Genomic DNA, 11,704 nt, shown 5'->3' with positions numbered 1-11,704 from the left:
CGTCGCCTGCCTCCCCATGCTTCATGCAACCCCGTGTTGACTTGCCACGCAAGTCCACGGGTTTTTTCTTTTCCGGCAGGATCAACTGGCGACTCGCCTGCGGAATACCCAGTTGTTCTCGGTGGAAGCCTTTGCGTCGAACCCATACCCTTCCGCATCGAACGCCTTCAACTGCTCCACATCACTGATGCCGTTTGACGCGGCATAGCGTGCCATCAGTCCGCGCGCCCGCTTTGCGTAGAACGAGATCACCTTGAAACGACCATCCTTCCAATCCTCGAAGACGGGCGTAACCACGCGGGCGCGCAGCAGCTTCGGCTTCACCACCTTGAAATATTCTTCCGACGCGAGGTTGACCAGCAAATCCAATTTTTTCGTTCGCAGGGTTTCATTGAGCGTTTCCGTTACCGTTCCATCCCAGAACGCATACAAGTCCTTGCCCCGCGGATTCGCAAGCCGCGTGCCCATTTCCAGCCGATACGGCTGCATGAGGTCAAGAGGGCGAAGCATGCCGTACAGGCCGGATAAAATGCGCACATGCGCTTGAACGTAGTCGAGTTGCTTCGTTGTCAACGTCGATGCCTGCAACCCTTCGTACACGTCGCCGTTGAATGCCAGGATTGCCTGTTTTGCATTACGTCGGGTGAATTTCCGGGACCACGCGGCGTAGCGGGTGACGTTCAGGACCGCAAGCGCATCGGAAATGCGCATCAGGCTCCCGACCTGCGCGGGCGAAAGCGGCTTCAATATTTCAATTAGTTCGGAAGCGTGATCGATGAAATCCGGCAAAGTATATTTGTCGGTGGTCGCCGGTGTGTCATAGTCGAGGGTTTTGGCAGGCGACAGAACGATGAGCATGTCAGAAATTTTAATCAATCAGGAATGGCCGCAATGATACCGAAACGCATCGTCCTCGACACCAACGTCTGCCTGGATCTGTTCGTCTTCCGTGATCCGCGCTGGGCAGCACTGTTGGCCGCGCTGCAGGATGGCACTGTCGAAGCCGTCACACACGTCGACTGCCGGACCGAATGGTTAAATGTGCTCGAATACAGGCATCTGCCACTCGATCCCGAATCCCGCCTGAAGGCTGCAGCGGAGTTCGATGCACTGATCATCTGCATGAGCGATGAAGTCCTGACCGCACGGGCTGAGGTGCTGCTGCCGGTCTGCTCCGATCCGGACGACCAGAAATTCCTCGAACTGGCACGCGATGCGTGTGCGCAGACGCTGATTACCAAGGACAAGGCCTTGCTGAAGCTTGCCAGGCGGACCGCACGCGCAGGCCTGTTCGGAATCGTCCCGCCCGAGAAATGGTCACCGGATGCGTAGCGTCCGCGCTCTGTATAAAATGCCATATTCGCCTTCCTGTTCGCACTTCGCATGAAAACATCAACCGCATCCGCCCCGAACGCCGAACTGCCCGCTCTCCAGTCCAGGCTGCCCAATGTGGGCACTACGATCTTCACTGTCATGTCCGCACTCGCGGTGGAAAAAGGCGCAGTCAATCTTGGACAGGGCTTCCCCGATTTCGATTGCGATCCGGCGCTGGTTGATGCCGTCACGAGCGCGATGAAAGGCGGCCTGAACCAATACCCGCCCATGACCGGTGTGCCAGCGTTGAGGGAAGCGATCGCATCGAAAATCGCCAGGCTCTACGGACACAGTTATGATCCGGCGACCGAAATCACGGTCACCGCAGGCGCGACGCAGGCAATCCTGACGGCCATCCTGTGCAGCGTGCATCCTGGCGATGAAGTTGTCATTATTGAACCGGTGTACGACAGCTACGTCCCTTCAATCGAACTGGCCGGCGGCAAGCCTGTTTTCGTGCAGATGGAAGTCGGCCCGCAGGGCTACTCGGTGCCGTGGGCCAAAGTCGCGGCGGCGGTCAATGACCGGACCCGCCTGATCATGATCAATTCGCCGCACAACCCGACCGGGTCAGTGCTGCGCGAACCAGATTTGCGACAGTTGTCCGACATCGTGCGTGGAACGAACATCCTGATCGTGTCGGATGAAGTCTACGAGCACATGGTCTATGACGGCGCGCGACATGAATCAGTGTGCCGCCATCCAGACCTTGCGGCGCGCTCCTTCGTCATATCGAGCTTCGGCAAGACGTACCATGTCACTGGCTGGAAGGTCGGTTACGTTGCAGCGCCCGCGGCACTCACTGCGGAATTCCGCAAGGTCCACCAGTTCAATGTCTTCACAGTGAATACGCCTGTGCAGCACGGCCTTGCGCGTTACATGGAAAACCCGGCACCCTACCTCGACTTGCCAGACTTCTACCAGCGCAAGCGCGATCTCTTCCGCGAAGGCCTGAAAAAAACCCGATTCCGGATGCTCCCCTCGGACGGCACCTACTTCCAGTGTGTCGACTATTCCGCCGTTTCGCCGCTACCCGAGGCAGAGTTTGCCAAGTGGCTGACAGCAGAGATTGGTGTTGCCGCCATCCCTGTGTCTGCCTTCTACAATCAGCCGCAGGAGTCCGGCATTGTTCGCTTCTGCTTTGCGAAGAAAGACGAAACCTTGAATGCGGCGCTGGATCGGCTTGCAACATTGTAAGAAGTTTCTTATGCTGCACCTCAATAGTGCAGAAATACAACCGTAAACATCAGTAGCGCGCGTAACTAGAAAACCCCACGATCCCTCCAAGAGGCATCGCGGGCGCCCAAAGCGCGAAACCCTGCTGCGCGGCAGCACTGCTGCGGCGGCAGCGCCTGCAACCCGTTTCAATCGGAAGGGGAGCACGATGGACCAGCGGCGGCTCAGCATAGCGGATCTTGTCGTCGGAGAGCCTTTGCCATTCGACGTTTATGGCGCGGGCAACAAGCTGCTGCTCCGCAGGGGGCATGTTGTCGAAAATACCCGTTTTGCGGAAGAACTGGTCCAGCGCGGCGTGTTCATCGATGCCGGCCAGGCAGAACGGCTGGCACAGGCAAAGAATGAAGCGCACCCACAAAAGCTGGAGCTTCCGTCAGCGCTGCGCTTCATCAATCTCTCCAACAAGCGGCTCGAAAAACTGCTCTATAACCTGAGCAATGAGGAAAATGCGCAGGGCAAGCTCCTCGAAGTCGTCAAGGCACTTACCTACGCTTTTGACATTAACGCCGATGTCGCTATCGCCAGCGTTTTCCTCAATCAGGCGGCCGCCCGCTATGCCGTTCGGCATTGCATCGACACCGCACTGGTAGCGCTATTGATCGCCCGTGCAATGAAGAAGTCGTCAGACGACATCCAGGCGATCATGGCGGCCGCGCTGACCATGAATATCGCGATGCTGCGCCAGCAGGACCAACTGGAGAACAAGCAGGAACCGCTGACGCAGGCGGAAAGCGAAATCATCAAGACGCATGCGGAGAAAGGCGCGGAAATCCTGAAGCAGGTCGGCATCAGCAGCCCTGCGTGGCTGTCATACGTCGAAGTGCATCATGAAAATGAAGACGGTTCTGGCTATCCGCTCGGTGCAGCCGTCAAGGCAATTCCCCAAGACGCGAAACTGCTGTCGCTGGCGGATCGCTACTGCGCATCCATCTCGGTCAGAAAATACCGCAAGACCCTGTTACCGAGTGCGGCGCTGCGCGATGTGCTGCTCCCCGACGGCAAGCCGAGTGATCCGATGCTGGCCGCCTACTTCATCAAGGAGCTGGGACCGCAGCCGCCAGGAAGCTTTGTACGTCTGCAGAACGGCGAAATCGGCGTCGTCACCCGTAGGGGGAAAGCCTCCAACACACCAATTGTTCATGCATTCATCGGACCGCGCGGCGCTCCCTTGTCCTTCCCGATCCAGCGCGATACGAGCAAGCAGCTCTACGAAATCCGCGACACACTATCGGGGGCAGAGGTATCGCTACGCTTCAGCATGCAGCAACTCTGGGGAAGCGAAGCGGCGCTGTGATCCGCCATCGGCATTCCCCCATCGCGCAGCCTCTTATGCGCCTTTTGTGCGCTTCATCATCAATTCCTGATTCACCTTGCGATCGGCATTGACGCGCTGCGCCGTCGGGCGCTCTCCAAGCATCTTCGCGTATTCGCGCACCGGCAGATCCGCCAGGACATCTTCGCCATAAATCGCCCTGGAGGCCATGCTGACCAGAGGCAGGTGCACCAGGCCGGCACAGTCCGCCATGGTGAACTCCGCGCCAGCCACATACGGCGAAAACTTTGCGAGGTTCGCGAATCCCCTGACATGGCGCTTCAGCAGTTTCTGAGTGCGTTCCTTGACCTCATCGGACACCTTGCCGCCGAAGAAGGCTTCTGGATACAGTTCGCGCGCCACCAGTTCCAGGTGCAGCTCCATGAAGGTAACCAGTTCGCGCACCTTCGCCGCGGCGAAGGGATCGTCCGGCAGCAAGGGCTTTTCCGGATAGGCATCTTCGAGATACTCCATCATCACCTGCGATTCGCAGATGATGCCTTGGTCGGTCTCAAAGAACGGCACCTTGCCAAGCGGCGAACGCGCCAGCAATTCCGGCGAGCGATCGGTCCAGACCAGTTCCTCCTCGAACGCGACGCCTTTTTCCAGCAGCGCAAATTTGACCTTGTTGTAATAATTGCTCACGGCGAAGCCGCACAGTTTCAGCATGTCTGTCTCCCTTGGGTTGATCTTGTTGAGAAAGCAAAGCTTAACTCATGCGGCGCGTGCTTGCAGTCGGGCACGCAAGCTTTGACCTGCGGACAAGCCGATTGAGCGCATATCAGCAATAATAGTAGCCATCACCCACTACGAGACGTTGCCATGTCCGCCGAACTCCAAGCTTCACGCCAGGATGCCACCCTGATCCTGACCATGTCCAATCCGGGTGCGAAAAACGCGCTCCATCCTGACATGTACGCCGCCGCCATCGAAACCCTGTCCACAGCCGAGCGCGACGATTCAATCCGCGCCGTCGTGCTGACGGGCGCCGACCAGTGTTTCTGTTCCGGCGGCAATCTCAATCGCCTGCTGGAAAATCGCAGCAAGGACAAGTCCGTGCAAGCGGAGTCGATCGATAACCTGCACGGCTGGATCGAAGCAATCCGCGATTGCCCCAAGCCGGTCATTGCCGCAGTCGAAGGCGTCGCCGCTGGCGCCGGCTTCTCGCTGGCGCTTGCATGCGACCTGATCGTATCAAGCGAATCGGCAAAATTCGTGATGGCTTACGTCAATGTCGGATTGACTCCCGACGGCGGCGGTTCATGGTTCCTGACGCGCGCATTGCCGCGCCAGCTCGCAGCGGAAATCCTGCTCGAAGGCAAACCCATCCTCGCCCCGAGACTGCATGAGCTGGGTCTTGTCAACAAACTGGTCGCCGATGGCACGGCCCTCGACGCAGCGCTCGCCCTGGCCGACGAACTGGCCAAGCGTTCGCCGAACGCCGTCGAGCGCATCAAGTCGCTCACGCATTACGCGATGGACAATTCCCTTGCGCAGCAGCTCGAATCCGAAAAACTGCACTTTGTCGAGAGCCTGTATCATCGCGATGCCCACGAAGGCATCACGGCATTTCTCGAGAAAAGAAAGCCCCACTACAAATGACTTCCCAAAAGAGAAGGCGCATCTACCTGATGCGTCATGGCAGCGTTACCTACTTTGATGACAATGGCAGGCCGTTCGAGCCCGGACTCGTCCCGTTGAACGAGTTGGGACGCGAACAGGCAAGCGCCGCCGGCCAGGTGTTCGCACAGGAGGGACTGTATTTTGATCGCGTGATCGTCTCCGGCCTGCCCCGCACGGTCGAGACGGCGACGCGGGTTCTTGCCGAAACCGGGCAGGAAATCGCGCTTGAGCACTGGCCCGACCTTGAGGAGCTGCGCGGCGGGAAGCTGTCGGCCATTCCCGACGAAAGCCTGAAAGAAGCCTTTGTCGGCGCGTTCGACGGCCTGGTGCCGGAACACAAGCAATTCCTCGGCGGCGAAACCATCGGCCAGTTGATGGATCGCGTTCATCCCTGCATCGACCGCCTTCGCGCCGACACCTCCTGGGACACGGTGCTGCTCGTGCTGCACGGCGGCGTCAACCGCGCGATCCTGTCCTATGCGCTCACCAACCAGCGCCTGTTCCTCGGCAACCTGGCGCAGACAGCTGGCTGCATCAACGCCATCGACGTCGGCTCGCATCATGCCGACTGGGTGGTGCGCATCATTAATTATTCGCCGCTGTCGGAGCTGCAGGGGGACACGCGCCACACCACCATGGAAATCTTGCTGGAACAGTACAAGCGGTCCCGCGGCATATAGGATGCCCGCTTCCTCGCGCCGTATGGCGCTCGACGAAATAGTACGATCGTACGTTTTTATGCGGTAAAATGCGCTGGAGCAGATTCAGCCTGGCTGGATCAGGCGCGCCGCCCGGTATTGTCGAGCCAGTCAGGCTGAATCAGCTCCAACACCCGTTTCGCCTCGATGACAAAGGAGACAAGATGTTCGAAGAATTCATGGGCACACGGCCGGTTTCAGAGCGCCAGAAGTTCGATCTCGCTGCCATGCAGAACTACATGCGGGAGCACGTCGAGGGTTTTTCCGGTGAGCTTTCCGTCGAGCAGTTCAAGGGCGGTCAGTCCAACCCGACCTTCAAACTGACCGCCGGCGGCAAGAGCTACGTGCTGCGCACCAAGCCCGGCCCCGCGGCGAAACTGCTCGCCTCCGCTCATGCCATCGACCGCGAATTCCGCGTCATGGATGCGCTCAACAAGGTTGGCTTCCCGGCAGCGAAGCAATACGCGCTATGCACGGACGAATCCATCATCGGCCGCGCCTTCTACATCATGGAATTCGTCGACGGCCGGGTGCTTTGGGACCAGGCCATGCCCGGCATGACGCCGACGGAGCGTGCCGCGCATTACGATGAAATGAACCGCGTGATCGCGCAACTGCACACCATCGACTATGCAGCAATCGGCCTGTCCGACTTCGGCAAGCCGGGAAATTATTTCGCGCGCCAGATCGATCGCTGGACCAAGCAGTATCGCGCCTCGGAGACCGAAAAGATCGAGGCGATGGACAAGCTGATCGAATGGCTTCCGGACAACATCCCGCCGGGTGATGAGACCAGTATTGTCCATGGCGACTATCGTCTCGACAACATGATCTTCCACCCGACCGAACCACGCGTGCTGGCAGTGCTGGACTGGGAACTGTCGACGCTCGGCCATCCGCTGGCCGACTTCTCCTACCATTGCATGAGCTGGCACATCGGCCACGACCAGTTCCGCGGCATCGGCGGTCTCGACCTGAAAGCACTGGGCATCCCGAGCGAAGAGGAATACATCGCAAAGTACTGCGAGCGCACCGGCAAGACCATCCGCAAGGAAGATTTCAATTTCTACCTGGCCTACAACATGTTCCGCATGGCGGGCATCCTCCAGGGCATCATGAAGCGCTATGTCGACGGCACCGCTGCGAGCGAAGCTGCGCTGAAGAATGGCCAAGCCGCGCGGCCGATGGCGGAGATGGGCTGGCGCTACGCATCCAATCGTTGATTGCGGCTTAAGCACCTGCGCGAAGCGAAGAATCTTAAACGCCTGCATAATCATGTGGCGTTTGAGATTCCGGACAAGACCAACAAAGCAGGAGAAAACATGATCGACGTTTATTCCGACGCCACGCCGAACGGCCACAAGGTCCACATCATGCTGGAAGAGTGCGGCCTGCCCTATCGCGTCCACCACATCAACATCGGCCAGGGCGACCAGTTCAAGCCCGAATTCCTGGCGATTTCCCCCAACAACAAGATCCCCGCCATCGTCGATGCAGACGGCTCGGACGGCAAGCCGTTTTCCCTATTCGAATCCGGTGCGATCCTGGTTTACCTCGCGAGCAAGTCTGGCAGGTTCCTCGGTGAAAGCGATCGGCAAAAATTCACGACGCTGCAGTGGCTGATGTTCCAGATGGGCGGCGTCGGCCCGATGCTCGGGCAGGCGCACCATTTCCGTATCTATGCGCCGGAAAAAATCGAGTACGCCGTCAACCGCTATACCAATGAGGCCAAACGCCTGTACAGCGTCATCGACAAGCAACTGTCGACACACGCTTTCCTGGCCGGAGATGAGTACACTATCGCCGACATCGCGACCTTCCCGTGGTTGCGCTCATGGAAGAACCAGGGAATCGATTGGGCCGACTATCCGCATGCAAAGCGCTGGTTCGACGAAATCAGCGAGCGCCCCGCCGTGAAGCGCGGCGTCGAGGTGCTGGCCAATGCGCGCAAGCCGCTGCTTGACGAAAAGTCGAAGGAAATGCTGTTCGGCGCCACGCAGTACCAGCGGCACTGAAGAACGTCGCGTCACATGGACAAAGGGCGCGAAGATGGATTTCTTCGCGCCCTTTGCGTTGACACCTTGCTGAATCGATTACCAGTAGCGCCGCGAGATCGACTCTGCGACGCACACCGGCTTGTCGCTGCCTTCACGCTCCAGCGTCACGCCCCAGGTCATCTGGGCACCGCCTTCGATATCTTCCACTTCCTTCAGCGTCAGGCGCCCGCGGATCCTGCTGCCCACCGGTACCGGCGCGGGAAAGCGCACCTTGTTCAAGCCGTAGTTCACGCCCATTTTTGCCATTGACATGCTCACCGCGCTTTCCATGATCATGGGCAGCAGCGACAGCGTGAGAAAGCCATGTGCAATGGTGGTGCCGTAGGGTGATTCCTTGCGGGCGCGGTCCGGATCCACATGAATCCATTGATGGTCACCGGTCGCCTGAGCGAACAGGTTGATTCTCTCCTGGGTGATGGTGGTCCAGTCGGTGACCGCAACTTCCTTGCCGACAAGGCTCTTCAGTTCTTCTACCGATGCGATGACGCGCATGCTGTCTCCATGATTATTGTTGAGTCAGTGTGCTAAGCGTGGGAGCGGCGCTTGAACATGCCCATGCCCTTGATTGTGGCCACCAGTTCGCCATGCTGGTTCTTCGCCTCCCACAAGGTGACCACAACGCCGCGGTCGGGCTTGCTGGTGGAAGGCCGTATTTCCTGCGCGGTCGTCGTCACGGTCAAGGTGTCGCCGCCGCGTACCGGTTTGATCCAGCGGATTTCATCCACCCCCGGCGAACCAAGGCTTGATGCCTCGCTCAGGAATCCGTCGACCATCAGCCGCATCATCATGCTGCAGGTGTGCCAGCCACTGGCAATGATGTCGCCGTATATCGAGTGTTTCGCAGCCTCCTTGTCGACGTGAAAGGGCTGCGGATCGAACTTAGTTGCAAAATCGATGATTTCTTCTTCCGTGACGGCGCGAGACCCGACATGGATCGTCTTTCCGATTTCGAAATCCTCAAAGTACCACTTCAGTTGCGGCATGTTCGTCCCCTCGTTTTCGTGTTGAATCAGGCAGCGTCCTTGAATCCCGGCTGTGCTGCGAAGCGGGCCAAGTGATGATCGGTATCCCCCAGGGTCAACTCGATCATGCTCAGGCGCTTGAAATGATGCGCCGCCGGAAGCTCGTTCGTAACGCCCATGCCGCCATGCAGTTGTACCGCCTGCTGGCCGACAAATTTCAACGCCTGCCCGACGCGAGCCTTCGCCCCGGAGACGGCGCGACGGCGTTCCTGCACATCGGCAGACGACACCTTCACCGCTGCCAGCGTAGCCATCGAACGTGCCTGTTCGGTCTGCATGAACATGTCGGCCATCCTGTGCTGCAAGACCTGGAACTTGCCGATCGGTACACCGAACTGCTGACGCGTCTTTAGGTACTCCAGCGTGGCGGCATTGAGCGCATCCATTGCGCCGATAGCTTCGGCACACAGCAAGGCCCTGCCGTAGTCGACCGCAGCATCAAGGATATCCCAACCCGCCCCTGCCTTGCCGAGCAAGGCTGAAGCTGGCACATGTACGTTGGTAAAGCTGATGTCGGCCGCGCGCTGGCAGTCGATTGTGCGGTAATCACGGCGTTCAATGCCTGCAGCATCCGCAGCCACGATGAAGAGCGAGATGCCATTGGTGTCGCGCTCGCCTCCGCCGGTGCGCGCTGATACGATCAGCTTGTCCGCCTGCGCGCCATGGATCACAACCGTCTTCGTCCCGTTGATCACATAGCCATCTCCATCTGGCCTGACTGCCGTTGCCACATCGAGCAATTCATGGCGCGACTGCTTTTCGCCGAGTGCTGCAGCCAGTTTCAGTTCACCGCTCGCGATCTGTTCAAGCAATGCTTCCTGGCCGCCTGCCAGCTTCAGGAATTGCGCGCCGAGCACGGTCGCGAAGTAGGGTTCGACGACCAGTCCGCGCCCCAGTTCCTGCATCACCACCAGCATGTCGACCGCAGAACCATTGAAGCCGCCCTGCTCTTCAGGAATCGGCAATGCCGTCATGCCCAGTTCGACGAGCGTGGCCCACGCATCATCCGATACACCTTTGGAGGAATACACAATCTTCTTGCGATCCTCGAAGGTGTAGTCCTTGTCGATGAAGCGCCGCAGGGCATCCTTGAATTGTTGTTGCTCCGGAGTGAAATTGAAGTCCATGCTCGCCTCACAGTCCCAGGATCATCTGGGAGATGATGTTTCTCTGAATTTCGTTGGATCCGCCGTAAATCGATGTCTTCCGGTAGTTGAAGTAATACGGTGCGAGGGGAGCTGCATCGTCCTGCTGTGTAACGCTGTGCTCCTCCTTCCCTTCCAGGTATTCAGGATCGAACGGCATCGCATAGGGTCCGGCGGCTTCCACCATCAGCTCGGTCAGCGCCTGCTGCACTTCGGTCCCCTTGACCTTCAGCATCGACGCTTCCGGCCCCGGGCCGCGTTTCGCATGATCCTGCGACAGGACGCGCAGCACTGTCACTTCCAGCGCCATGATCTCGATTTCCAGGCTAGCCACCTTTGCCGAAAAGACCGGATCCTCGATCAGCGGCATGCCGTTCTTCATCTGCTTACCGGCGAGACGCTTCAGGAACTGCAGCTCGCGCTTGGCGCGGCCAACAGCGGCAATATTTGTGCGTTCATGACCGAGCAGGTACTTCGCGTAGGTCCAGCCCTTGTTCTCTTCGCCGATCAGATTCTCAACCGGGACTTTCACGTTATCGAAGAACACCTCGTTCACTTCGTGTTCTTCGTCGAGCATGATGATCGGGCGGACGGTGATGCCTGGCGTATGCATGTCGATCAGTAGGAAGGAGATACCCTCCTGCTTGCGCGCGCTCGGATCGGTGCGTACGAGGCAGAAAATCATGTCCGCATGCTGTCCGAGTGTGGTCCACGTCTTCTGGCCGTTCACGATGTAGTGGTCGCCCTCGCGCTCCGCGCGCGTCTTGAGGGAGGCGAGGTCGGAGCCGGAGCCGGGTTCGGAGTAGCCTTGGCACCACCAGTCGTCGCAATTCAGGATACGAGGCAGGTAATAACGCTTTTGCGCTTCATTGCCGAAGGCCATGATAACGGGCGCCACCATATTGACGCCGAACGGCAGGATCGGCGGTGTGCCAGCGTGCGCACATTCTTCTTCCCAGATATGACGCTGCACCGGCGTCCACCCCGTGCCGCCATATTCGACCGGCCAGCCCGTTCCGACCCAGCCCTGCTTGGCAACAATCTTGTGCCAGCGGACCAGATCATCCTTGGAGAGGCGCTTGTGATTGAGGACTTTTTGCTGCAGATCTTTCGGCAGATTCGCATCCAGGAAGGCGCGAACTGTGTCGCGGAAGGCCAAATCTTCCGCTGAATAGTTCAAATCCATGCTGTCTCCTTGTAGTCCCGGCTAAATAGCACGACCGTTCGGAAACGATTA

The 11,704-nt window shown here is 58.7% G+C and carries 13 protein-coding genes; 7 read left to right on the top strand and 6 right to left on the bottom strand.

Annotated features, from left to right (window positions below; translation table 11 throughout):
- Positions 1-81 precede the first annotated feature (81 nt).
- Positions 82-858 (bottom strand): peroxide stress protein YaaA, encoded by a 777-nt coding sequence (gene yaaA, locus VJ698_RS16505; protein WP_324103877.1) that lies wholly within the window; start codon positions 856-858, stop codon positions 82-84.
- 33 nt (positions 859-891) lie between these two features.
- Between yaaA and VJ698_RS16500 the strand changes: the two genes are divergently transcribed.
- The 3 genes from VJ698_RS16500 to VJ698_RS16490 all read left to right on the top strand — a co-directional run bounded on the left by VJ698_RS16500 (position 892) and on the right by VJ698_RS16490 (position 3,904).
- Positions 892-1,332 (top strand): putative toxin-antitoxin system toxin component, PIN family, encoded by a 441-nt coding sequence (locus VJ698_RS16500; protein ID WP_324103876.1) that lies wholly within the window; start codon positions 892-894, stop codon positions 1,330-1,332.
- 51 nt (positions 1,333-1,383) lie between these two features.
- Positions 1,384-2,571, top strand: coding sequence for a pyridoxal phosphate-dependent aminotransferase (locus tag VJ698_RS16495; RefSeq protein WP_324103875.1), 1,188 nt, complete (start codon positions 1,384-1,386; stop codon positions 2,569-2,571).
- A 235-nt stretch (positions 2,572-2,806) separates the two neighbouring features.
- A complete protein-coding gene (locus VJ698_RS16490; RefSeq protein ID WP_324103874.1) occupies positions 2,807-3,904 on the top strand; it encodes an HD-GYP domain-containing protein in 1,098 nt (365 codons plus the stop codon).
- 33 nt (positions 3,905-3,937) lie between these two features.
- Here the strand turns inward: VJ698_RS16490 and VJ698_RS16485 are convergent, their stop codons facing one another.
- On the bottom strand, positions 3,938-4,591 hold the full coding sequence (locus tag VJ698_RS16485; protein ID WP_324103873.1) for a glutathione S-transferase: 654 nt from the start codon (positions 4,589-4,591) through the stop codon (positions 3,938-3,940).
- Between the two features lie 153 nt (positions 4,592-4,744).
- Here VJ698_RS16485 and VJ698_RS16480 point away from each other — a divergent pair, with 153 nt between their 5' ends.
- From VJ698_RS16480 to VJ698_RS16465, 4 genes are all read left to right on the top strand, one after another.
- Complete coding sequence (locus VJ698_RS16480) at positions 4,745-5,524, top strand: oxepin-CoA hydrolase, alternative type (RefSeq protein WP_324103872.1); 780 nt, start codon at positions 4,745-4,747, stop codon at positions 5,522-5,524.
- Entirely contained in the window at positions 5,521-6,225 is a 705-nt protein-coding gene (locus tag VJ698_RS16475) for a histidine phosphatase family protein (protein WP_324103871.1), read from the top strand. Before VJ698_RS16480 ends, VJ698_RS16475 begins: the two co-directional genes overlap by 4 nt.
- 182 nt (positions 6,226-6,407) lie before the next feature.
- Positions 6,408-7,466, top strand: a complete 1,059-nt coding sequence (locus VJ698_RS16470) for a phosphotransferase family protein (RefSeq protein ID WP_324103870.1) — start codon at positions 6,408-6,410, stop codon at positions 7,464-7,466.
- A gap of 99 nt (positions 7,467-7,565) precedes the next feature.
- Positions 7,566-8,258, top strand: a complete 693-nt coding sequence (locus tag VJ698_RS16465; RefSeq protein ID WP_324103869.1) for a glutathione binding-like protein — start codon at positions 7,566-7,568, stop codon at positions 8,256-8,258.
- A 78-nt stretch (positions 8,259-8,336) separates the two neighbouring features.
- Here the strand turns inward: VJ698_RS16465 and VJ698_RS16460 are convergent, their stop codons facing one another.
- The 4 genes from VJ698_RS16460 to VJ698_RS16445 are packed head-to-tail and all read right to left on the bottom strand — an operon-like array spanning position 8,337 to position 11,653.
- Positions 8,337-8,792, bottom strand: a complete 456-nt coding sequence (locus tag VJ698_RS16460; RefSeq protein WP_324103868.1) for a MaoC family dehydratase — start codon at positions 8,790-8,792, stop codon at positions 8,337-8,339.
- Positions 8,793-8,824: 32 nt separating this feature from the next.
- Positions 8,825-9,283, bottom strand: a complete 459-nt coding sequence (locus VJ698_RS16455; RefSeq protein WP_324103867.1) for a MaoC family dehydratase — start codon at positions 9,281-9,283, stop codon at positions 8,825-8,827.
- A gap of 26 nt (positions 9,284-9,309) precedes the next feature.
- Positions 9,310-10,449 carry an acyl-CoA dehydrogenase gene (locus VJ698_RS16450; RefSeq protein ID WP_324103866.1) on the bottom strand — a complete coding sequence of 380 codons (1,140 nt, stop codon included), beginning with the start codon at positions 10,447-10,449 and terminating at the stop codon, positions 9,310-9,312.
- Positions 10,450-10,456: 7 nt separating this feature from the next.
- Positions 10,457-11,653, bottom strand: coding sequence for an acyl-CoA dehydrogenase family protein (locus VJ698_RS16445; RefSeq protein ID WP_324103865.1), 1,197 nt, complete (start codon positions 11,651-11,653; stop codon positions 10,457-10,459).
- Positions 11,654-11,704 lie beyond the last annotated feature (51 nt).

Origin of the sequence: Noviherbaspirillum sp., from assembly GCF_035254685.1 — a bacterium.
Taxonomy (GTDB): Bacteria; Pseudomonadota; Gammaproteobacteria; order Burkholderiales; family Burkholderiaceae_D; genus Noviherbaspirillum.
This window is presented reverse-complemented; position numbering and strand designations above follow the sequence as displayed.

What these genes read in the sequence shown, in the direction of transcription:
- VJ698_RS16495 (WP_324103875.1), top strand. Translation starts at nt 1,384, where the DNA reads ATGAAAACATCAACCGCATCCGCCCCGAACGCCGAACTGCCCGCTCTC.
- VJ698_RS16485 (WP_324103873.1), bottom strand. Translation starts at nt 4,591, where the DNA reads ATGCTGAAACTGTGCGGCTTCGCCGTGAGCAATTATTACAACAAGGTC.
- VJ698_RS16460 (WP_324103868.1), bottom strand. Translation starts at nt 8,792, where the DNA reads ATGCGCGTCATCGCATCGGTAGAAGAACTGAAGAGCCTTGTCGGCAAG.
- VJ698_RS16465 (WP_324103869.1), top strand. Translation starts at nt 7,566, where the DNA reads ATGATCGACGTTTATTCCGACGCCACGCCGAACGGCCACAAGGTCCAC.
- VJ698_RS16470 (WP_324103870.1), top strand. Translation starts at nt 6,408, where the DNA reads ATGTTCGAAGAATTCATGGGCACACGGCCGGTTTCAGAGCGCCAGAAG.
- VJ698_RS16500 (WP_324103876.1), top strand. Translation starts at nt 892, where the DNA reads ATGATACCGAAACGCATCGTCCTCGACACCAACGTCTGCCTGGATCTG.
- VJ698_RS16445 (WP_324103865.1), bottom strand. Translation starts at nt 11,653, where the DNA reads ATGGATTTGAACTATTCAGCGGAAGATTTGGCCTTCCGCGACACAGTT.
- VJ698_RS16475 (WP_324103871.1), top strand. Translation starts at nt 5,521, where the DNA reads ATGACTTCCCAAAAGAGAAGGCGCATCTACCTGATGCGTCATGGCAGC.
- VJ698_RS16455 (WP_324103867.1), bottom strand. Translation starts at nt 9,283, where the DNA reads ATGCCGCAACTGAAGTGGTACTTTGAGGATTTCGAAATCGGAAAGACG.
- yaaA (WP_324103877.1), bottom strand. Translation starts at nt 858, where the DNA reads ATGCTCATCGTTCTGTCGCCTGCCAAAACCCTCGACTATGACACACCG.
- VJ698_RS16480 (WP_324103872.1), top strand. Translation starts at nt 4,745, where the DNA reads ATGTCCGCCGAACTCCAAGCTTCACGCCAGGATGCCACCCTGATCCTG.
- VJ698_RS16450 (WP_324103866.1), bottom strand. Translation starts at nt 10,449, where the DNA reads ATGGACTTCAATTTCACTCCGGAGCAACAACAATTCAAGGATGCCCTG.